Origin of the sequence: Mycobacterium sp. ENV421 (assembly GCF_002887815.1) — a bacterium.
Taxonomy (GTDB): domain Bacteria; phylum Actinomycetota; class Actinomycetes; order Mycobacteriales; family Mycobacteriaceae; genus Mycobacterium.
This window is the reverse complement of record NZ_PDHO01000045.1, coordinates 1-20118: the sequence shown is the minus strand read 5'-3', so window position 1 is coordinate 20118 and position 20118 is coordinate 1. Positions and strand designations below refer to the sequence as shown.

Genomic DNA, 20118 nt, shown 5'->3' with positions numbered 1-20118 from the left:
TTTCGCTGTTCACACGCCGATCAAATCACCGGCCCATCCACGGATTCAGGCTTAGTGTTGGGTCGGCGTCGGACTGACGTGGATGTTCGCGTCCCCGCTCGCGGCCCGTGGTTGGATCCGCTTGCGGTCGTCAGACTTGATGATTTGACTGATTGTGTTCGACCAGAAGGGATCTCGGGTCATCCGGAGGTTGGCGGCGAGGTGACCGCTGTTCGGTCCCGCTAGGCAGATTGTGGCTGTGGCTTTCGGTGATAGTGAGGTCGAGGATGACGCGGAGGTGGGGGTTGTCCAGGGCTTGTCTGGCGTGGGCGACGGCGTTGGCTTCGATGCGGTGCCGCAGTGCGCGCAGGTCCACATCCTGTTGAAGGCTGGCGGAGATGACCAGGTCGGGGGCGGTGGGGTCGCCAATGAGCCGCGCTTTGGTGGAGTGCACGCCAGGATAGGTTTTGATTTCTTCGGCGACAGCGTCCGTGAGTGCTGTGGCGAGCAGCGTGGCGTCAGTGGCGATCCTGATATAGCCGACGCGGTCGGTGGAGAACAACAATACGGTCAGCCACCGCGCCGCGAGCAAGGGGGGATCGCCGCCGCGACGGCGATAACCGGCCATAGCCACGCACCCTGTCTTCCGATGTAGAAGCTGACCGGACTGGCGAGTAGATGCGCGTGTGCTGCGGGAGTTCCGAAGACACCGAAAGAGGTCAACGCCGCGATCAGGCCGGCTGCGATGAGCAACAGTGCGAACAGGTTGAGGATGGCGCGGTTGGTGCGGTCGGCGTGCATCAGCGGCTCCGGGTGATGACGTGGACCGATATCCTTGGCGCCGAGAACAAGTCCAGGATGTTCAGCCATTGTTGGGCGGCTTCGGTGACAGGTCGGCGTAGCGATTGTGCGGTGTAGGGCTGGCGGCCGGCAGTCGTCGCGGTGACGGCGATGACGCGAGGTTTCACGGTGACGGCGGCGTGGTTGATGCCGTCGACCTGCTTGACGGCGTTACGAATGGTCGCGGCGACACCGCGGCGGGTGTAGGCGGCGTCGGTGAGGTCGCTGACAATCGGCAGGCGTTGTGGGGTGCTGCGTCGCAGTTCGGTCGCCAGGAGAAGGACACCCAGCACGGCGATGGCGATGGAACCGACGCGGACGCTGCCTTGTGTCCAGGGAGTGTGTTCGGCCCAGACATAGAGCCGCTGCCAAGGGATGAGTGTGGCGTGGCTACTGAGGCGATCGGCAGCGACTTCGATGACGATCAGCGCGCCGACGGCGATCAGCGCGAGACTTAGCAGGGCGGCCAGCGGCCGGTTGAACAATCGCACGAGGGGCGTCGCTTTCGATGGTTACGGGTCGGCGAGTATGCTCCAAGGGCAGCTGGGATCATCAGCTGGCCTTGGGCGAATTCGGCTGTCCGCCGCCGAGATCGAGGAGCATGCGCTCTGCAGCCTGGGCGGTGCCGGTAACCGCGATACGTCGGGAACCCAAATGCGCTCATTCATCTCCCCAGACTTTATGTTTTTGCATCGGCACGCCTGCCGATCCGGTGCCCACGTGCCTTGCCTCTCCCCACACCGGCCCAGGCGATGAGCCCCGTCACGGCGCCTGATCCGATACCGGCGGCTGCTAGTCGTCCGTCGGCACCGATGTCGAGCATGCCACGCGATCGGGATAAGGCCCATGCGTTGGGGTTGACCTCCGCAACGGGGCTTGTCGTCGGAAGTATCGTTGGGACAGGGATTTTCACGATGCCCGCGGTACTGGCCGGTTCCGGCACCATGGGGATTGTGGTCCTGGCGGTGATCGCGGTGGGCGCCATGTTGCTGGCCGTGATGTTCGGCCAGCTCACCAAGCGGATACCGAATAGCGATGGTGGCCTATACGCCTATGCCCGTCACGAGTTCGGCGACTTCGCGGGCTATCTGGTGGGCTGGTGTTACTGGATCCAAACCTGGGCGGGTAACGCAGCGATCGTAGCGTCGTGGGTGTTCTACGTCGACGCCCTGTTCGGCCTCAAAAACCCTACGGGTCTTGTGAACTGGGGGATTGCGCTGTTGGGCTTGTGGGTGCCTGCGGTGGTGAACCTGGCCGGGGTTCGGCAGATGGCGTGGTTCCAGAACGTCACGGTGGTGTTGAAATTCCTGCCGTTGCTGTTCATCGGCGTGATCGGCTGGTTCTTTGTGGAGAAGGGGAACTTCGGTGCGTTCAACGCCTCCGGCGGCAGCCTCTACAGCGGCATTGGGATCGCCGCCGGCGTCGCGCTGTTCTCGTTCATCGGGGTGGAGGCGGCGGCGATCACCGCCAAGCGGGTGAAGAACCCGCGCGTGAACGTCGGACGCGCGTCGTTGATCGGCACCGCGGCCAGCGCCCTGCTCTATGTGCTGGTGACGGCGGCGGTCATGGGCCTGGTGTCACACGGCACACTCATCGGCACTGGCGCGCCGTTCGTGGACGCCTTCGAGGCGATGTTCTCCCAGAACAGTTGGGCGGGAACATTCATCGCCGCGATCGCGGTGATCTCGGGGATCGGGGCACTGAACGGCTGGACCCTGATTGTCACCGAGACCTCGCGGGCCATGGCCCAGGACGACTTGTTCCCGGGGCCCTTCGCCTGGATCAATCGCAACGGAACGGCCTGGTTCGGAATCGTTGTCGGAACGGTGCTGCCCTCACTGCTCATGCTGTGGCGTTACACATCGAGTTCGGGCCTCACGGTCTTCACTTATCTCGTTGACCTGACAGTGGTGACGGTGGCCATCCCGTACTTTTTCTCCGCGATCGCCCAACTCACCTACCTGGTGTCGCGCCGTCGGCGTGTGCAGGGGTGGCGGCTGGCACGTGATCTCGCCGTGGCCGGGACAAGCATCCTGTTCTCGATGTGGGTGACATTCGCCGCCGGCTACCAGGTCGTCTACCAGGCCCTGGTCGTCATCCTCGCCGGTCTGGTTCTCTACGCGTTCCTCAACGCCCGACGGCAACGTCTCGGTGAGGCAATCGAACCCGTCGATGCGTCCGTAAACGGCCACCTCAAAGCAAAGGACAATCTGTGAAGCTCTCCGTCGATTCCGAAACCGGCCAGCTCCGCCGGGCCATCATCCACCGCCCCGGCCTCGAATTGTCGAGGCTCACCCCCGACAACATCGAAGCGCTGCTCTTCGACGACATCGTCTGGGCCTCGAAGGCCAAGGAAGAACACGATGCGTTCGCTCAGGCCCTGCGGGACAACGGCGTCGAGGTCCACTACTTCGACGAACTGCTCTCCCAGACAATGGAATTGGGGGCGGGGCGCGATTTCGTGTTGGACCGGGTGTGCACTCCGGAGCTTCTGGGTCCGTCGCTGGCTGGGCCGCTACGCCGGCTGTTCGCTGGTCTTGACGGGCGTGGTCTGGCGGAGTTCCTGGTGGGTGGGGTGCTGAAGGCGGACCTGCATCCGCAGCGCCCGCACAGCCTGACTTGGGACATGCTCAAGGCCGATGATTTCGTGCTGCCGCCGCTGCCGAATCATCTATTTCAGCGGGACAACTCCTGCTGGATATACGGGGGAGTGACGATCAATCCGATGGCCAAGCCCGCCCGGCAGCGCGAGTCACTGCATACCCGGGCCATCTACGGCTTCCATCCGCTGTTCGCCGACGCCGAGTTCGTAACGTACTACGGCGGTGAGGAGCGCAATTATCAGCCGGCCACCATCGAAGGCGGCGACGTCCACGTGATCGGTCACGGTGCGGTCCTGATCGGCATGGGTGAGCGCACGACGCCGATGGCCATCGAAATCGTTGCGCACGCCCTCTTCGCGGCCGGGCAGGCGACCACGGTGGTGGCCATCGAACTACCCCACAGCCACGCTTTCATGCATCTGGACACGGTGATGTCGATGGTCGACACCGACACCTTCGTGCTCTACCCATATTTCGACCGTCACCTGCGGAGCTGGACGATCACCGCCGCCGACGAGCCGGACCGGCTCGCCGTCACCCGCAACCACAGCCTGTGGGACACCCTCGCCGAGATCCTGAAGGTCGACCAGGTCGCGGTGTTGACCACGGACGAGGATATCCGGGCTGCGGAACGTGAGCAATGGGACGACGGCACCAATTACCTGGCAGTTAGTCCCGGGGTGGTGATGGGCTACGAACGTAACGTCGCCACCAACACCATGCTGCGCAAGCACGGCATCGAGGTGGTGACGATCGCGGGCAGCGAACTCGGCCGTGGCCGCGGCGGACCACGCTGTATGACCTGTCCGATCACCCGCGACGCGGCGTAGGAGGTGGGGTGTCCACGGCGTGCTGCCCGGGTTGCGCTGAGCGTGCGAAGCCGATGCTACCCACGGTATCGCGAAGCGTGCGGGCACCCAGGTGCGCGAAAGATACTGTTGTGAAACCCATCTCGTTGCCATTGCCGAAACTGGTTCAACTCCGGCCCGCGCTGTACCAGCGGCGGGCGGCCTGGGCTCAATTCGCGACCATCGCAAGAAGAAGATGATTCGCATATTGAAGATCAAACCGCTGATCGAGCATGGCGCAGCGCGGGAGCGGCGGAGATAAGCTGCGGCGATGGCCCGATCTAAATCCGCCGCTCACCCGGTCGGCTACTGGAGTGCGGTTGCGATCGGTGTCGGTGGCATGGTGGGCGGTGGGATCTTTGCAGTCCTCGGGCTGTCGGTGCAGATCACCAAGGGCGCCGCCCCGGTCGCGTTCGGTCTGGCCGGAGCGGTGGCACTACTGACCGCGCGGTCGTATGCACTGCTGTCGAAGACGTATCCGAGCCGCGGCGGCACGGTGACATTCGTCAACCGCGCCTTCGGCACCGGTCTGTTCTCGGGTGGGATCAACGTGCTTCTCTGGCTGAGCTACATCGTCATGCTCGCGCTCTACTCGCAAGCCTTCGGCAGCTACGCGGCGACTTTCGTGCCGGACAGCTGGCACATCGTCCTCAAGCACGTGTTTCTCTCCGCTGCCATCGTTGTCATCACCGTGGTCAACATTGCCGGTGCCACGGCAGTTGCGCGGGCGGAGCGGGCTGTCGTCGCGATAAAACTCGCCATCCTCGTGCTGTTCGTGGTGGTCGGGTTGGCCGGGACGTCGGTGGCCCGGCTGGAACCGGCGCAGTGGGGTTCACCGGTAGCGGTCGTCGCGGGCGGCATGATCATCTTCTTGGCCTACGAAGGCTTCGAACTGATTGCCAATGCCGCCGAAGATGTCGCTGATCCGGGCCGCACGCTCAGCCGGGCGTATTACACCTCGGTGTTGTTCGTCATCGTGCTTTACGTACTCGTCGCGGTCGTCGCCGTCGGCTCGCTGCCGGTCGCGCAACTGGTGAATGCCCGCGACTATGCGCTGGCTGAAGCAGCCCGGCCGGCGCTGGGCGCCATCGGTTTCACGATGATCGGGATAGCGGCGATGTTGTCGACCGCTTCGGCGATAAACGCGACTCTGTACGGCACGGCGCGCATGACCTATATCATCGCCACATCGCGTGAACTGCCGGCGCAGCTCGAACGGCGGATCTGGAAACAACCGCTCGAGGGTCTACTCATCACTGCTGTCGCGACGCTCGTGCTCGCCAATGTGCTTGACCTACAGAGTATCTCCATTATGGGTAGCGCCGGGTTTCTCATCATCTTCGCCGTAGTCAACCTTGCCGAAGCGCGCACGGCGCGAGATCGTGGATCCAAGCCGTGGATCTCATTGCTGGCTGCTACCGCGTGCATCGGAGCGCTGGCCGCCTTGGTGATTGACCTGTCTTGTGCTGGTGGTCATGGTGGCGTTGTCCTTCGCGATCGAGGCACTGTTTCGGCTCGTCAAAGGTCCTCCGGCCAGCGCTTAAAGGGATCTCGCCAGGCGATACTCTCGACGACCGATCAGCCACTGTTTCGATGCCGCGCGAGAAGACCGGCGCGACGACGCCCCATAGTGAATCACAATGCAATTCAGGGCTTTACGGAGCCAGTTGTCGCTGTCGCGGTGCCATGACTGCCGGAGTGTAGAGCGTTGACAGCTTCGCCGACCGAGGGGAAAGGGCGATCGGCGCCGATGCGTGCGAGGAGACAACTCCGTGCACCGCACCCATAATCAACCTCTCCCGCGACGCGGCGTAGCTGACGCGGGCGCCGTCGGGGTGATGGTGGTTCCGGCGGTGCCCGCCAGTAATGCCTCTGCATCCGACAGCGCCCCGATGATGGCGAGATGCCCGGTCGCGGTGACGAATCGGCGGCAGGCCTCGATCTTCGGACCCATCGAACCTGCTGGAAATCCCATGCCAACCAGGTCATCTGCACCGAGCGTCGACAGCGGCCTGGCGTGGGGTGTGCCGTAATCCGCCATGACCGCGGACACGTCAGTAAGCACCAGGAGTCGCTGCGCTTTGACCGCTATGCCGAGTAACGCGGAGACGTAGTCCTTGTCGACGACCGCTTCGACACCGGAGAGCCGGCCCGCGGTGTCCTCGGTCACCGCCGCCCCGCCGCCGCCGCCGCAGATGACCACAGAACCGGCGTCCAGGAGGCTGGTGATGGAGTCCTGCTCGATGATGCGGACCGGTTCAGGTGAGGCCACAACTCGCCGCCACCGATCGCCGTCGACGGCCACCGTCCAGCCGTGTTGGCCGGCGAGCTTCTGCGCGCGATCCCGCGGGTAGCCGGGCCCGACGAACTTGGTCGGAGCGGCGAACGCGGGATCGTCGGCGTCGACTAGCGTCTGGGTAATCAAGCTTAACAACGGCTTTCGCGCGCCGGCGTTGTGCAGCGCCTGAGCCAGCCAGTAGCCGATCATGCCTTGGGTTTCCGCGACGAGGTCATCGAGCGGGTAAGGGCGGGTCAGAGCCTGATCGGTTTCACTTTCCAACGACAGCAGGCCCACCTGCGGCCCGTTGCCATGGCAGATCAGCACATCGTGTTCGGCTGCCAACGGCGCGATCGCCTCGGCGGCTGTCCGCAGGTGCTGCAGCTGTATGCTGGCGTCGGCCTTGTCGCCGCGTGCGAGCAGCGCGTTGCCACCCAGGGCGATCACGATCCGCATCGCTCCCATGGGTCACGCACCGAATGCCTGGGTCATCACGGCTTTGATGGTGTGCAGCCGATTCTCGGCCTGATCGAAAACAATTGAGGCGGGGGACTCGAAGACCTCGTCGGTGACCTCGGCGCCGTCGAGTGCGAACTGGTCGCGTACGCGCTTGCCGAGGTCGGTGTTCGCGTTGTGCACTGAAGGCAGACAGTGCATGAACTTCGTGTCAGGTCGGCCGGTCGCGGCCATCAGGTGTTCGGTCACGCGGTAGGGGAGCAGGAGCGGCACGCGCGTCGCCCACCGCTGGGCAGGTTCGCCCATGCTCACCCACACATCGGTATAGGCGAAATGTGCTCCGCTGACACCGAGTTCGACATCGTCGGTGACCAGAACCCGGGCGCCGCTGACGGCCGCCAGGTCGTGGGCGGCGTCGATGACATCGGTGGGTGGCCACAGCTCGCGAGGCGCGGCGATCCGGACATCCATGCCCAGCAGTGCACCGGTGACCAACAGCGAGCGGGCAACGTTGTTGCGGCCGTCGCCGAGGAAGCAGTAGGCGATCTCCTCGACCGGTCCGTTGTGGTGTTCGGTCATGGTCAGGATGTCGGCGAGCATCTGGGTGGGGTGCCACTGGTCGGTGAGCCCGTTCCATACCGGCACCCCGGCGTAGTCGGCGAGTTCCTCGACCGCAGCCTGGTCGAATCCCCGGAACTCGATACCGTCGAACATGCGGCCCAGTACGCGTGCAGTGTCCGCGACGGTCTCCGCTTCGCCTATGTGGGAGCCGGTGGGCCCGAGGTAGGTGATGTGTGCCCCTTGATCGTGCGCGGCGACCTCGAACGCACACAACGTGCGAGTGGACGCTTTCTCGAAGATCAGCGCGAAGTTCCTGCCGGTGAGCTGCTCGGTTTCGGAGCCACCGTGTTTGGCGCGTTTGAGGAGGGCCGCTTTCGCCAGGATGTCGAGGAACTGCGCTTTGGTCAGATCCAGTTCCTTGAGCAGGGACCCCGGGTGCCGGTGCGATGCCAGTGTTGTCATGGAGAGAATTCCTTCGGGTTTATGGGGTTAGGGACTACCTGGCGGGCACGAAGACGTCGCTCAGCGGGCGCCGCGGAGCCAGCGGCTGCCCGGATTCCGCTGTGGGTGTCAGACCTACTCGAATCAGCAGCTGCGGAAACGACTTCCGGCCGATCAGTGCGGTGATGACATCGCGGCCGGGCCGCAGATTCGGTGACGTTGGTCAGGGTGCAGGTGGCCATACCGGCCATGGTGCACTCGAGCAGCACGGTCGATTCCACCTCGCCGCAGCGCACCGCATCACCGCCGGTGTTGTCATCGGTGGAGAGCACGAGAATCGTCGAGCAGTCCGCTACCATGCCGGGCCGCCGCCAGCTGTCGGCGTCGACCGGGAAGGCGCGCGCCACATCGACGCGTTGGCTCTCCGTTGCCGACGCCACGGAGCTGTACGGAATGCCTTCGGTTGCTTCGACAGGGGCAGTCCACCAATCCAATTCGGCATCGTAGGACGAGTCATACAGCCGCAGAGAATCACTGAGCCGGCATGCCTCGGGCAGCTTGTGGCGGACATCATCGGCTACGACGTCCAAGTGGGCGTCACGATCGGAGAATGTGCTGCGAACCATGGGCTCGAACAGTTCCCAGTCCGTCAGTGCAGCGAACGGGAGCCGGTCGGTTCGGCGCCGCCCGATGACATCCGCGCGAGCCCGGTGAGCATCGGTGACGAAGCTCAATGGAGTGAAATCGATTGCCGCTACCTGGTCCAGATTGTTGGGGTTGGGAAACCGGTCGACGTGGATCGTCCACCCCGCGGCCTCCATGGCCACCCGGAAATGGTCGAGCCCGGCTCCGCAACTGATCAAGGCTTCTCGCCCGGAGCAGTCGGTCGCGTGCACCGATCGTTCCGGATCGACGAACAGATTGAGCTCGGCGCTGTCAGCGACCCACCGCCAAGGCTGGCTGTTGTGCACCGACGGCGCCCGACAGTCTCGGCGAACCGCTGTCGTGATGACCTCTGGATCGACCTCGGTGTGGGACATACGGCCTCGAATTCGTTGGTGGTCTGGGGCCTGGCTCTGTGTCGGCGCGGTGCTAAGTGGGCTCGCCCCACTGCCCGTCGCCGTGGTCGCGCTGGCGTGTGTCCGGGGTCGGTAGCCTCTTATCCGGCGCGAAACCAGCTTGCCTGAGCATCCGGCGCAGATCGACGATCATCTGCTCATCGATGTCTTTGCCTCGCGGAGCTTCGACAACCTCTGTTTCGGGCCCCAACGTCACGGTGAACTTCCCGTTATGTTCTTCGGTGACGGTTGCGACGCCTTCGAGGAGAGACAGGACCTGGCGCCACTCGATATTACCGCTGGCCGGGTGATGGAAGATCTTCTCGATCGTCTGGCGATGGTGACTGCTCACGTGCTCGCTCATCTGCTGAACCCTTCGTTGTTGTTCCACGTACTGATTGGTGTCATAAGGCCACAGCTGTCAGGTCGTCTATCGGAGGAGAGGTCCGCTTCGCCTTCGTTGCCGGGTCCAGGATGCGGTAGGCGAGGAGTTTGATGCGATCGCTGATGAGGAACCAGGCCAGGGCGTACGCCCAGACAACGCCGCCCATTTCCAGCCGAGTGGGGCCATGAACAGCCCGTAGACAGCGATGAGGCTGGCGACGGTTTGGGTGCCGCCGACGCCGATCAGCAGGATGGGGGCCGGGCGGATGGACCAGAACGGTCCGCGGGTGCGGGTCAAGAAGATGGTGAGATGGCCTGCGACGGAGAGCATTAGGTACATCAGGGTTTGCACGCGCGGGTGACCGAGGTCCAACACGCGGTCGCCCAGTTAGAACAGGCCGAACGCGGCGATCGGCCCGATCACGCCCAGCACGGTGGCGATGCTCGATCATCCACGGGATCGGACCCCAGAAGTAGCCGAGGAACTTCAACAGCGGGTTTGTCTTATGTTCGGCGATCTCGTTGGGCCCGTATTGTGCCAACCGCTGCGCAGCGTCGACCGCGCTTAGCCCGTCCGGCGAATAGCCAAGATCTTTCGGTACCTGGTGCAGCGGTGCCGGCTTCAGACCGGTCCCCGGTTCGACGTCGTCCGACGCCCTCGACGGCGCGGCATTCGGGGTGTCGGCTGTCATTGCGTCCGGTCCTCACGTGGCATATCGGCTCCCTGCGCTCGCCGTGGGCGATCTGATTGGGGATGCCGGAGGAGGCACATCACGATTGCGATCGGAAAGCATTGTGCAGGAGCCGGTTTCGGCATCTGCGGCTTGGCGGCGGTGGTCATGGTGGTTCCCGGGGGTGCGGTGATCACCGACTTGTTCGGCCGTGAGCGACTGCTCGGTGAGAGGCGGCGGCGGACAGCCATCCTCATGCCGGACTGGTTGAGGTTCCCAACACCGTTGACGCTACACCCCGTAGGCACACGCGAAGGCCACAGCGGGCCGGGCCTGCGCCTCGCGCTCAGGCTCACGACGGAAAGTACGGTGGCACGTCCCGCAAATTCGTGCAGCTGATCACCGCGCTCGCTTGATCGGCGATGTCGAACCTGAGCCGGCCTATTCAGTGACCTTCGGCCATACCGCCGACTATCAGGGGTGATTAGCGTTGTTGGCACACACCTAGCACCATCCCAACCCGCGGTGCGGCTTGGGATCGCTGACGACGACGGGATCCGTGATGAGTGCCGAGCAGATCGCCAGTGCATCCGAATCGGCAATAGACCGTGACAACGCTGCGGGGCTCGGCCGGGCGGCACCGCGGGAGCCAACCGGTGTGGATCGACACCCGGGACCGCCAGTCCACCCGCCGCGGTTGCGGTTAAAGGCCCAGGCACCGCAAACCGGGTATCACGACGGGGCCTGGTGGCCGCGCAGCGATGACCTGACAACGGAGCTTCCCGATCTGCTCGCGGTGCTCTCGGTGCGGCTCGGACCAATCGACCGCGTGCTGTACAAGCTCAACGACTGGGCGAAGGCCCCCACCACACTCGCAGCGAACGGCCGCTCGGTTAGGCTCGACGGATACCGTCTCCCGCCACCGAGCACCATCGAAGTGCTCGGATTCAACGGCGACAGAATCGTTCTGCTGGTGATTCCGCCCCAGACCGACCCGGGCCTCGCCCATACCGTCATGATGGCTGCCGCAGCTCCGGGTGACGACTCGACCGTCGATGAATTATTCGTGATCGGCGTGAGAGACAGGGAATCCCGTGCGGAATCTGCTTCCGCCGAGCAACGCTGGGACTCCGAAGGCGGGGCTCGTGCAACCTCGCCGGTGTCGCCGAACGCACGACCACAGTGAACCTTGCTCCAAGGGCATCTACAGCGTCATCGATCGCGATCAAGATCGTCTAGAGCACGGACACGGCGGTAGTTTCGGCTTTCCCGGCGCGCCGCTGTGGGAGTGCGTCGCCGGGATGCACCCACTGCGCCGTAGATATTCTTGGGCGGGGAGGTCCTCGGCGCTCCAGTCGAGAAGCCTGACCATTGTCGCACCCTGCAGTCAGGCCTAGGCTTTTAGCTGGGCCCGTCCCACCTACTTCGAGCAATTGATGGTCGCCATCGGCGGGAACAGCACCTACTACGTGGTGGACCACAACTCATCGTGCCTACGAACTCCGCCTGTGAGATCAGCGAAGCGCTGCTTCCGCATTTGCGAACCTTGCTCGTCGGCCCGAGGGTGGCATGCCGATCACACCTCAGTGGATGCCGAAGTGCCCGTCGTCGTCGGTAGTGGTGATCGTGTCGAGGATCCGGCGTGCGGCGCTGTGCCGATCGGTTCGGCTCTTGGCGGCTTGGGTGTCGAGTTGCCAGTCAGCTTGCTCTGGGGTGTAGCCGCGTCCGATGAGTACGCCGATGGCCTGGTTGATGTCTGACACGGCTTGGAGTTGGCCAACGGCGTCGCCTGGGGTGATGGTGAGGTGCCGGTCCAGCGCGAAGTCGGTTGTCGGCCGTCCGGTGAGCCAGGCCAGGTCTGCGGCGAGGTCGACAAAGGCGCCCGGTGCCGCTGCGTACAAAATGACTGCCACCGGCTGGCCGTCGCTGGTCCCGGTGAGTGGCAGCAGCACCCGCAGCGAAGTGCGGATGTCGCCGTCGCCCGCTGCCACAGCCAGGCTGGTGATGGTCAGCGGGGGACCGTCTTGCGGGACAAGCACACTCAGGCCGAGATAGGTCGGGATGGTTCCGGCGGTCTCGAGCGCCAACTGCTGCACGCTGTGCGTGATGTCGGCGCTGGGGTCGTCTAGTGCCGCGCTGAGAATCTTCAAGCTGGCAGCCATCGCCGCAGTGGTCGTCAAGAGTTCAGTGCTCCGCTGGGCGTCCCGAGCGCCGATCACGCGTGCCGAGGCCGAACAGGGCGAGTAGCCGCGCACGGTGGCGGGTCCGGGATTTCGGTCAGGACCGGTCCCGGTTTTGTGCCGCCGCAGTCAACGCTACGCGGGGTGGGGCGCGCACCGACACCTCAACGGCAGCGGTGCGGGCTCAGGTGGGGTTGTGCCGGGCGCGGGCGCGGCGGACGGCTTCGTCGACGATTCGTTGCGCCACGTCACCCAATTTGCGGTGCTCGGTCTGGCTGATCGACCGGAGGTAAGCCAACGCCTCCTCGGCGCTGCGCCCGGTGCGCCCGCGCAATAGCCCGATCGCTTGATCGATGACCGGACGGATGGACAGCGCGGTCTGCAACTGCGCGGCCAAGGCCGTTGCCTTGGCCAGGATCTGGGCATTGTGCACAGCGACCGCCGCAGGTTTCGCGAACAGTTCTCCTAGTTCAGCGGCATGCTCGTCGAAGACATCTTTGTCGTGGGCGTAGACGTTGATAGCTCCCACTACCTGGCCGGGCAGTAGCAGCGGTAGCGACAGCGCGCTGTGTATGCCCAGCCTGCCCACCCGGGGGCCGAACCGCGGCCACAGCTTTTCCCCGCCCAACGACCCGGACCGCACCGTTCGGCGCTCCCGCGCTGCGGTGATACACGGTCCCTCGTTGAGCGTGACGTACTGAATTTCGTCGATCTCCTCGACGAACGGAGCACTCGCGGCGAGGGCTTCGATCATGTTGTCGACGCGGTCGACCCGTAGCAGGGTCACCCCGGCACCGTCGGCGCCCGGAATCGCATGAACTGCAAACGCCGCAACCTCGGCCAACAGCTCAGGCAGGCCCCGACCATCGGCGACCAGGCCTGCCAACTCGCCGATGGCGGCGTTCAGGTCGGCAGCATCGGCGCTGGCTTGCTCTGGGGTCACCGAGCCGATTGACGGGTTGCCGACACCCTCGGTGAGCTCTGTCATCGGTATGCCACCTGGCTGGCTTAGTCCCGCTCCGGGCCCTCATAGTTGAGGACCGGACGGCAGATCCATGCGGTTCAATGGCCGCGACGTGGACTGTCAGGCCAAGAGTACCGCGGCCCGAGGTGCTGGGGACCAGGGTGGAATCTTCCGTCGCGGTGTCCGATCGCGCGGCCTGGCCCTCGACGGGTGTAACGTCGCAATTGCTGAGAACTTCAGCTGGTGGGGATGAGTTCGGCTGTCCGCCGCAGAACTCGAGGAGCGTTGGCTCCAAGACCCCACACGCCGGTGATCGCCTGACAATCAGGATCGCCATGACTGCGTCACAGATTTTCTCCATTCCATCAGTCCGCTTACCACGCCTCAGAGCGACGGCGCTTGCCGATGACAGAGCTTCCGGCACCTTCTGGCGCAACGCACCGACGGGTGTTCGGCAATGAAAGCGCTCGGCGTTGTGGTCGTCGCTCTCGTGGTCCTAGTACTGATCCTGTTGGTGATGTCGGTGCGGATTGTCAAGCAGTACGAGAACGGGGTGTTGTTCCGGCTGGGCCGCGTGGTCGGGGAACGCAACCCCGGGTTGCGGTTGATCATCCCGCTCGTTGATGTGCTGCATCGGATTTCGTTGCGGATCGTGACGATGCCGATCCAGTCCCAGGGCATAATCACCCGCGATAACGTCAGCGTCGACGTGTCCGCGGTGGCCTACTTCAAAGTGGTCGACGCGGTGAAGTCGGTGGTGGCGATCGAGAACGTGTATTCGGCGATCGATCAGATCGCGCAAACGACGTTGCGAAAGGTCGTTGGTCAACACACCCTGGACGAAACACTGTCAGAAACCGACAAGATCAACCTCGACATCCGCGCCATCCTCGACGTCACCACTATCGAGTGGGGCGTGCAGGTCACCCTGGTCGAGCTCAAGGACATTCAGCTGCCCGAGACCATGAAGCGAGCGATGGCGCGACAAGCTGAAGCCGAGCGGGAGAAGCGCGCGAAAATCATTGCCGCCGAGGGCGAATCGCTGGCAGCGGCGGCACTGGGTGATGCCTCGGACACCATGATGGCTCACCCGCTGGCGTTGCAGCTACGCAATCTGCAGACCATGGTCGAACTTGGCGTCGACAAAAACACCACCGTCGTATTCCCGGCGCCGTTGATGTCGACCATCGCCGAACTGGGAGCCTTCCTAGCCCGGGAGGGCGCCTCAGCAGTCGACCCCCAGCCACAACCACCGATCCCTGTTCCGGCGATCGCGACTAACGGAACCTCCTCCGCTGGGAGCCGGCCATGACCTTCCTAGTGCAGTTACTGCCACTGTTCGTCTACAGCATCTGGATGGTGCGCCGCATGAGCAAGGGGACGTCGGCGGCCAAGCCGGTGCGGCGCACCACGGACAACACCACCGCCGTTGGACTTGAGGACGACCCGGATCAGTGGCTCGCCTGGACCGCACTGGACGAGCGCCAGCTCGTCCGATTGCTGACCGATTCGGCACCGGTCAACCGGCCGGCCACGAAAGCCAAAGACAACCACGTTCGTCCGACCGAGCGCAAGGACACCCCATGACGATTACCGCACCGAGGACGAGCACCGCAACGTTGGAACCCGCACTGCTGCAACGGATGAATGCGTATTGGCGGGCGGCGAATTACCTGTCGGTTGGTCAGATCTACCTGTATGACAACCCCTTGTTGAAAAGGCCACTCGCCTTCTCGGATGTGAAACCGCTTGTGGTAGGGCATTGGGGGACCACACCAGGGCAGAACTTCATCTACGTGCATTTGAACCGAGCGATCACGAAGTACGACCTGGACATGTTCTACATCGCCGGTCCCGGTCACGGTGGCCCGGCGCTGGTCGCCAACACCTACCTGGAGGGCTCCTACTCCGAAATCTATCCCGACGTGAGCCAAGACGAGCATGGAATGAAGAGGCTGTTCACCCAATTCTCCTTCCCTGGCGGCATTTCCAGCCATGTGGCACCGACGACTCCGGGATCGATCCATGAGGGCGGTGAACTCGGCTACTCGCTGAGCCACGCGTTTGGTGCCGCGTTCGACAACCCGGACCTTGTTGTCGCCTGCATCATCGGCGACGGTGAGGCCGAGACGGGTCCGCTGGCCACCGCGTGGCAGTCCACCAAGTTCCTCAACCCGATCGCCGATGGGGCGGTACTGCCGATCCTGCATCTCAACGGCTACAAGATCAGCAACCCCACCGTGTTGGCCCGCATCGAACCCGACGAGCTTGACCAGTTCCTACGTGGCTGTGGCTGGGAGCCGCGCTACGTCGAAGGCGACGATCCCGAAGACATGCACGAGCTGATGGCCACTGTCCTGGACGAGACGATCGAATCCATTCGCGCCATCCAGCGCGCGGCGCGCACCACCGGTGACAGCGCACGGCCGCGGTGGCCGATGATCGTGCTGCGCTCGCCGAAAGGCTGGACTGGGCCCAAGTTCGTCGACGGGGTGCAGATCGAGGGGACGTTCCGGGCGCATCAAGTGCCGTTGCTGGTCGACGAGACCCATCCCGGGCACGTCGAGCTCCTCGATGCCTGGATGCGCAGTTACAAACCTGATGAGCTGTTCGATCACACCGGGCGTCTGCTGCCCGAGTTGGCCGCGCTCGCCCCGGTGGGGCGGCGGCGGATGGGCGCCAATCCGCACACCAATCCCGGGGTGGTGCGTGATCTAGCGATGCCAAACTACCGCGGCTACGCGGTCGCGGTGGCCGTACCTGGTGCGGTGGAGGCTGAGGACACCCGCGTGCTCGGTACGTTTCTGCGCGACGTCGTCCGCCTCAATGACGAGGAGCACAACTTCCGGATCTTTGGGCCCGACGAAACTCTGTCCAACATGCTCGGCGCGGTATTCGAGGTAACCGACCGGCAATGGGAGGCCCGCACCGTGGACACCGACGAAGACCTCGCAACCCAAGGGCGCGTACTGGATTCGATGCTCAGCGAGCACCAAAGCGAAGGCTGGCTGGAAGGCTATCTGCTCACCGGCCGGCATGGGCTGTTCAACTGCTACGAGGCGTTCATTCACATTGTCGACTCCATGTTCAACCAACACGCCAAATGGCTCAAGGTGACCGCGCAACTACCGTGGCGCCGTGACATCGCCTCACTGAACTACCTGCTGGCTTCCCATGTCTGGCAACAGGACCACAACGGCTTCACCCACCAGGACCCCGGCTTCCTGGATCACGTCGTGAACAAGAAAGCCGACATCGTGCGGGTGTATCTGCCGCCGGACGCCAACTGCCTGCTCTCGGTGACCGATCACTGCCTGCGCAGCCGCCACTACGTCAACGTGATCGTCGCCGGCAAACACCCGATGCCGCAATGGCTGAGCATCGAAGCGGCCGAGGTGCACTGCACCGAAGGAATCGGTATCTGGGAATGGGCCGGCAGCGACTCCGGCGCCGACCCCGACGTCGTGCTCGGTTGTTGCGGAGACACCCCGACCCTGGAAGTTCTTGCGGCGGTGCAGATCCTGCGTGAGCACCTGCCCGAGGTGAAGGTCCGCGTCGTCAACGTTGTCGACCTGATGAAGTTGCAGTCCGCCAGCGAACACCCGCATGGCCTGTCCGACCGCGACTACGACGCCCTGTTCACCACCGACAAACACATCATCTTCGCCTTCCACGGCTACCCCACCCTGATCCACCGACTCACCTACCGAAGGACCAACCGCAAACTGCACGTACGCGGCTACAACGAAGAGGGCACCATCACCACCCCCTTCGACATGCGGGTTCAAAACAAACTCGACCGCTACCACCTCGTCGCCGACGTCATCGACCGGCTACCTCAGCTCGGCGCCACCGCCGACTACCTCAAACAGGCCATGGCCGACAAACTAATTGAGCACACCACCTACATCAACACCCACGGCCAAGACCACCCCGACATCCGCAACTGGACCTGGAACCCGACCCGATGACGACATCTGCGGCAGGGCGGCCGCGAGGTCGGTGGGTGCGCCGAGCGCGCCGGCGTTGGTGGCCGCCGCGAACGCGTTGGTCGTCGGCGACAAGGGCCTGTTGGCCCTCCATGAGTCAATTCACACCTGCAATAAACGATTTGGCCGGCTTGGGATCGCCTAGACCGAGCGCAACCGCCGCGCGTACCGGGAACTGATTGACAACACGCCGGGCCTGTCAGCCAGCATCAGTGGCGTCATTCTGTGTAACGAGACGATCCGCCAACGCACCAGCGGCGGCCAGGCGTTCGCGACCGTGCTGGTGAACGCGGGGATCGTCCCCGGTATCAAGGTGGAACGGCGTATCTGTCGCTGCTGCACGATCTTTCAGGAAGGCGTCGAACATGTCCTTCCGCGCGGCGGCACGCATCGTCGCCTTCTGTAGCAGTACACCATCCAGATGGACAGGCTTGCCTGTGTATGTGGGGCAAGCCCAAGACGGTGGTGGCAATCACCGAAGATCGTCGTGAGTTTCGACTCGGCGCCAGCGACGGAGACGGTGGGGGAGGACAATTCATCGTGATCCGGTCAGCAGACAACCCCTGTTGCTCTGCGTCTCAGAGGCGACCCTCCGTGCAGCGGCAGCGGACGGCTGGCTCATTTCGCACTCGCTGAATGCCTCAGCCCTGGCAACGAAACGATACGCCGCGATGCTGCGAGGGCCGTGAAAAGCCTCGCGCAGCAGAACGCCCGCAAGCGTTGTCGACACGCAGCGGTACCGATGGAGTACATACTGAGCCCATGGCTGGTACTGGACGATCAACTTCAGAGTCGCGCGCTTCCGTTGATGGGCCGCATCAGAGCGGACGGATTGTGGTCGGCGTCGACACGTCGCAGGGGTCGACGAACGCGCTGCTATGGGCATTCGGCGACGCACGGGCTCGCAAGATTCCCGTCCACGCGGTCCTTGCGTGGCAGTACCATCCGCCGTCGATCGACCCAGGAATGGGCACCATGTTCCCGTTGGGCTACAAGCCAGAGGACGACGTACCGCAGGACGCGTTCGTCAAAGCAGCGACTGCGGTGAGCAATCTGCTGGATGCAGCCATCCGCAGAGCCACCGAATCCGACCCCGGCAGCACGCAGTATCCCGTCACGATCACGCAGGAGACGGTGGAAGGCCACCCCGCGCACGTGCTGCTCGAAAGCGTCGGCGAACACGACATCATGGTGGTCGGTTCACACGGACATGGCGGATTCGTCGGGGCGATGCTCGGCTCTATCAGCCAGCACGTGGTGTCCCATGCGCAATGCCCGGTGGTCGTCGTTCCCGCCCCGCAGCGGGCGCCGAAGGCCTGAGCACGCTGCGGTCGCATGCCGGGGAGGCCGCCGCTTCACTTTGTGCACAGGGTGTTTCGTCAACGCCCAGCGCCGCAGGACGTTTTGGTACGGCGAGTTAACACCGTCAGGCGCGAGCCGGCGCGGGCGGAGGCAGTCGGCGTCGGGGTGGAGCCGCTGCGGCGGTAAGTGTTGCAGGCCCAGGTCGATGCCGCTGAGCGTCCGGGTGTCACGACCGCCGAGGCGCAGTGTATCCCCGAGCTCGAGCGTGAGGTTCGGGATCTCAAGGAGCCGATGGTCCTCCTGGTGCGTTCGAGTGGTCACAGCCAGGGGCTCGTCGAGCTACCCTCGGCCGGAGGTCTCAACTATCAGAGGCCGATTTCCACAATGTGAGAGCAGGAAGACGCCGTGAGCGAATTAGATAAGGCGAAGAATAAGCTCGAAGAGCTTGGCGGCAAGGCCAAGGAAGCGATCGGCAAGATCACCGGCGACAAGAGCACTGAAAATGAGGGCAAGGGCGACCAAGTGGAGGCCAACCTCAAAGACGCCGGCGAAAAGATCAAGGACGCCTTCAAAAAGAAGTAACTGCAGCCTCATCTAAGCGACACCGTTGCGCACTTCGCGACAGACAGGGGAGGGGAAACCATGATCGTCGTTGGAATTATTCTGGTACTCACCGGCTACCTTGCACCCCCGCCAGCCACACTCGACCAAATCGCCATCATCCTTGGCTGGATCCTCGCCATTGTCGGGACCGCCACCCCGCTGATCCTCGGCACACCAGGCCGGCGCGTCAACGGCAGACGCTATTGGTACTGATCGTGACCTCCCCGCCGAGTCGAGGTCTCGGCTGTGCGCTCTGGTGCGATGCTCGGGCGGCCGTTGACGGGCGGTGGCAGATTCTTGTCGGCGCCGGCCGGCGGCGCTTCGCGCAGGAGGGCTTGGCCATTCAGCCGAGTTGGTCTGCGGCTGCGACCATTCCGGTTGGAAAACACAACGACCGCCTCACACGCGGTCACGCGGTCCAAATCGACCGCAGGATTAGTCAAGACCTGTGGGACCGCGGGGAATTGGTCATCTTTTGGTCCGCGACTAGTCGAAGCCCGTGGGACCATGGCTGGCGGGGCCGTTAGCACAGAAGGCGCATCGCATGACGTACTGTATTGGCGTAATGCTTGACAAGGGAATGATTTTCGCTTCGGACTCCCGGACGAATGCCGGCGTGGACAACTTCGCCAAGTTCTGCAAAATGACGGTTTTCGAGCATCCCGGCGACCGCGTGATCGTTTTGCTGAGTTCGGGAAACCTGGCCGGAACCCAAGCTGTCATCAGCGTCCTGACGCAGCGTTGTGCTGACGGCGCATCTGCCGCCAGCCTCTTGGGCGCCCGGACAATGTTCGACGCCGTGCAGCTGGTCGCCGATGCGATGCGCGATATCGAGAAACGCGACGCGGGATACTTGGCCGAGAACAACATCCGCTTCAACGCCTCCTTCATCGTCGGCGGGCAGATGGGTCTGCTGCACGATCAGGTGACAGTTTCGGTCACGCGGCCTGACTGGCCGGTG

General features: G+C 63.8%; 20 protein-coding genes and 2 pseudogenes. 12 read left to right on the top strand and 10 right to left on the bottom strand.

The features are described 5' to 3' along the window. Positions 1 to 130 precede the first annotated feature (130 nt). The 3 genes from CRM90_RS30830 to CRM90_RS27340 are packed head-to-tail and all read right to left on the bottom strand — an operon-like array spanning position 131 to position 1310. A complete protein-coding gene (locus CRM90_RS30830) occupies positions 131 to 607 on the bottom strand; it encodes an Asp23/Gls24 family envelope stress response protein (protein WP_199190081.1) in 477 nt (158 codons plus the stop codon). Beyond that, positions 550 to 780, bottom strand: a complete 231-nt coding sequence (locus CRM90_RS30825; RefSeq protein ID WP_199190080.1) for a hypothetical protein — start codon at positions 778 to 780, stop codon at positions 550 to 552. The genes CRM90_RS30830 and CRM90_RS30825 overlap by 58 nt, the downstream gene beginning before the upstream one ends. Beyond that, positions 780 to 1310 (bottom strand): DUF6286 domain-containing protein, encoded by a 531-nt coding sequence (locus tag CRM90_RS27340; protein WP_102810025.1) that lies wholly within the window; start codon positions 1308 to 1310, stop codon positions 780 to 782. Before CRM90_RS27340 ends, CRM90_RS30825 begins: the two co-directional genes overlap by 1 nt. A 261-nt stretch (positions 1311 to 1571) precedes the next feature. Here CRM90_RS27340 and CRM90_RS27335 point away from each other — a divergent pair, with 261 nt between their 5' ends. The 3 genes from CRM90_RS27335 (at position 1572) to CRM90_RS27325 (ending at position 5960) form a co-directional block, all read left to right on the top strand. Then, positions 1572 to 3035, top strand: a complete 1464-nt coding sequence (locus CRM90_RS27335) for an APC family permease (protein ID WP_353616998.1) — start codon at positions 1572 to 1574, stop codon at positions 3033 to 3035. After that, positions 3032 to 4252 (top strand): arginine deiminase, encoded by a 1221-nt coding sequence (locus CRM90_RS27330; RefSeq protein ID WP_102810023.1) that lies wholly within the window; start codon positions 3032 to 3034, stop codon positions 4250 to 4252. The genes CRM90_RS27335 and CRM90_RS27330 overlap by 4 nt, the downstream gene beginning before the upstream one ends. A gap of 289 nt (positions 4253 to 4541) precedes the next feature. After that, positions 4542 to 5960 (top strand): APC family permease, encoded by a 1419-nt coding sequence (locus CRM90_RS27325; RefSeq protein WP_102810022.1) that lies wholly within the window; start codon positions 4542 to 4544, stop codon positions 5958 to 5960. A 99-nt stretch (positions 5961 to 6059) separates the two neighbouring features. Here CRM90_RS27325 and CRM90_RS27320 read toward each other — a convergent pair whose 3' ends face one another. The 5 genes and pseudogenes from CRM90_RS27320 to CRM90_RS31605 form a co-directional block, all read right to left on the bottom strand. Further along, on the bottom strand, positions 6060 to 7013 hold the full coding sequence (locus tag CRM90_RS27320) for a carbamate kinase (protein ID WP_233209541.1): 954 nt from the start codon (positions 7011 to 7013) through the stop codon (positions 6060 to 6062). Between the two features lie 3 nt (positions 7014 to 7016). Then, positions 7017 to 8027, bottom strand: coding sequence for an ornithine carbamoyltransferase (argF, locus tag CRM90_RS27315; protein WP_102810021.1), 1011 nt, complete (start codon positions 8025 to 8027; stop codon positions 7017 to 7019). Between the two features lie 34 nt (positions 8028 to 8061). After that, a pseudogene (locus CRM90_RS27310) lies at positions 8062 to 9046 on the bottom strand (Acg family FMN-binding oxidoreductase). Between the two features lie 52 nt (positions 9047 to 9098). Then, positions 9099 to 9428, bottom strand: a complete 330-nt coding sequence (locus tag CRM90_RS27305; protein WP_102810020.1) for a hypothetical protein — start codon at positions 9426 to 9428, stop codon at positions 9099 to 9101. A gap of 40 nt (positions 9429 to 9468) precedes the next feature. Next, positions 9469 to 10140, bottom strand: coding sequence for a cation-transporting P-type ATPase (locus CRM90_RS31605; RefSeq protein ID WP_199190078.1), 672 nt, complete (start codon positions 10138 to 10140; stop codon positions 9469 to 9471). Positions 10141 to 10777: 637 nt separating this feature from the next. Between CRM90_RS31605 and CRM90_RS27290 the strand changes: the two genes are divergently transcribed. Further along, complete coding sequence (locus CRM90_RS27290) at positions 10778 to 11305, top strand: DUF5994 family protein (RefSeq protein WP_102810026.1); 528 nt, start codon at positions 10778 to 10780, stop codon at positions 11303 to 11305. 397 nt (positions 11306 to 11702) lie between these two features. Here CRM90_RS27290 and CRM90_RS27285 read toward each other — a convergent pair whose 3' ends face one another. Together CRM90_RS27285 and CRM90_RS27280 are read right to left on the bottom strand one after the other, a co-directional pair. Next, the gene (locus CRM90_RS27285; RefSeq protein ID WP_102810019.1) at positions 11703 to 12281 is read right to left on the bottom strand and encodes a hypothetical protein; all 579 of its coding nucleotides are present in this window, start codon (positions 12279 to 12281) and stop codon (positions 11703 to 11705) included. Between the two features lie 202 nt (positions 12282 to 12483). After that, positions 12484 to 13287 (bottom strand): GAF and ANTAR domain-containing protein, encoded by an 804-nt coding sequence (locus CRM90_RS27280; RefSeq protein ID WP_102810018.1) that lies wholly within the window; start codon positions 13285 to 13287, stop codon positions 12484 to 12486. A 433-nt stretch (positions 13288 to 13720) separates the two neighbouring features. On the opposite strand from CRM90_RS27280, the gene CRM90_RS27275 reads away from it, so the two are divergent. From CRM90_RS27275 to CRM90_RS27240, 8 genes and pseudogenes are all read left to right on the top strand, one after another. Further along, on the top strand, positions 13721 to 14575 hold the full coding sequence (locus tag CRM90_RS27275) for a slipin family protein (RefSeq protein WP_102810017.1): 855 nt from the start codon (positions 13721 to 13723) through the stop codon (positions 14573 to 14575). Next, positions 14572 to 14850: a hypothetical protein gene (locus tag CRM90_RS27270; protein WP_102810016.1), complete on the top strand. Its 279-nt coding sequence runs from the start codon at positions 14572 to 14574 to the stop codon at positions 14848 to 14850. Before CRM90_RS27275 ends, CRM90_RS27270 begins: the two co-directional genes overlap by 4 nt. Continuing rightward, on the top strand, positions 14847 to 17234 hold the full coding sequence (locus CRM90_RS27265; protein WP_102810015.1) for a phosphoketolase family protein: 2388 nt from the start codon (positions 14847 to 14849) through the stop codon (positions 17232 to 17234). The genes CRM90_RS27270 and CRM90_RS27265 overlap by 4 nt, the downstream gene beginning before the upstream one ends. A 193-nt stretch (positions 17235 to 17427) precedes the next feature. Further along, positions 17428 to 17658 (top strand): class I fructose-bisphosphate aldolase, encoded by a 231-nt coding sequence (locus CRM90_RS31480; protein WP_199190082.1) that lies wholly within the window; start codon positions 17428 to 17430, stop codon positions 17656 to 17658. 428 nt (positions 17659 to 18086) lie between these two features. Next, positions 18087 to 18572: a universal stress protein gene (locus CRM90_RS27255; protein WP_199190076.1), complete on the top strand. Its 486-nt coding sequence runs from the start codon at positions 18087 to 18089 to the stop codon at positions 18570 to 18572. A gap of 387 nt (positions 18573 to 18959) precedes the next feature. Further along, entirely contained in the window at positions 18960 to 19136 is a 177-nt protein-coding gene (locus tag CRM90_RS27245) for a CsbD family protein (RefSeq protein WP_102810012.1), read from the top strand. A 60-nt stretch (positions 19137 to 19196) separates the two neighbouring features. Continuing rightward, positions 19197 to 19370, top strand: coding sequence for a DUF6131 family protein (locus tag CRM90_RS30810; RefSeq protein ID WP_199190075.1), 174 nt, complete (start codon positions 19197 to 19199; stop codon positions 19368 to 19370). A gap of 331 nt (positions 19371 to 19701) precedes the next feature. Continuing rightward, a pseudogene (locus tag CRM90_RS27240) lies at positions 19702 to 20118 on the top strand (hypothetical protein); the annotation flags it as partial.

Coding starts and splice junctions, on each gene's coding strand:
- argF (WP_102810021.1), bottom strand. CDS start 8,027: ATGACAACACTGGCATCGCACCGGCACCCGGGGTCCCTGCTCAAGGAA.
- CRM90_RS27285 (WP_102810019.1), bottom strand. CDS start 12,281: ATGGCTGCCAGCTTGAAGATTCTCAGCGCGGCACTAGACGACCCCAGC.
- CRM90_RS30825 (WP_199190080.1), bottom strand. CDS start 780: ATGCACGCCGACCGCACCAACCGCGCCATCCTCAACCTGTTCGCACTG.
- CRM90_RS27265 (WP_102810015.1), top strand. CDS start 14,847: ATGACGATTACCGCACCGAGGACGAGCACCGCAACGTTGGAACCCGCA.
- CRM90_RS27270 (WP_102810016.1), top strand. CDS start 14,572: ATGACCTTCCTAGTGCAGTTACTGCCACTGTTCGTCTACAGCATCTGG.
- CRM90_RS31605 (WP_199190078.1), bottom strand. CDS start 10,140: ATGACAGCCGACACCCCGAATGCCGCGCCGTCGAGGGCGTCGGACGAC.
- CRM90_RS30810 (WP_199190075.1), top strand. CDS start 19,197: ATGATCGTCGTTGGAATTATTCTGGTACTCACCGGCTACCTTGCACCC.
- CRM90_RS27275 (WP_102810017.1), top strand. CDS start 13,721: ATGAAAGCGCTCGGCGTTGTGGTCGTCGCTCTCGTGGTCCTAGTACTG.
- CRM90_RS27335 (WP_353616998.1), top strand. CDS start 1,572: ATGAGCCCCGTCACGGCGCCTGATCCGATACCGGCGGCTGCTAGTCGT.
- CRM90_RS27305 (WP_102810020.1), bottom strand. CDS start 9,428: ATGAGCGAGCACGTGAGCAGTCACCATCGCCAGACGATCGAGAAGATC.
- CRM90_RS27280 (WP_102810018.1), bottom strand. CDS start 13,287: ATGACAGAGCTCACCGAGGGTGTCGGCAACCCGTCAATCGGCTCGGTG.
- CRM90_RS27325 (WP_102810022.1), top strand. CDS start 4,542: ATGGCCCGATCTAAATCCGCCGCTCACCCGGTCGGCTACTGGAGTGCG.
- CRM90_RS27320 (WP_233209541.1), bottom strand. CDS start 7,013: ATGGGAGCGATGCGGATCGTGATCGCCCTGGGTGGCAACGCGCTGCTC.
- CRM90_RS30830 (WP_199190081.1), bottom strand. CDS start 607: ATGGCCGGTTATCGCCGTCGCGGCGGCGATCCCCCCTTGCTCGCGGCG.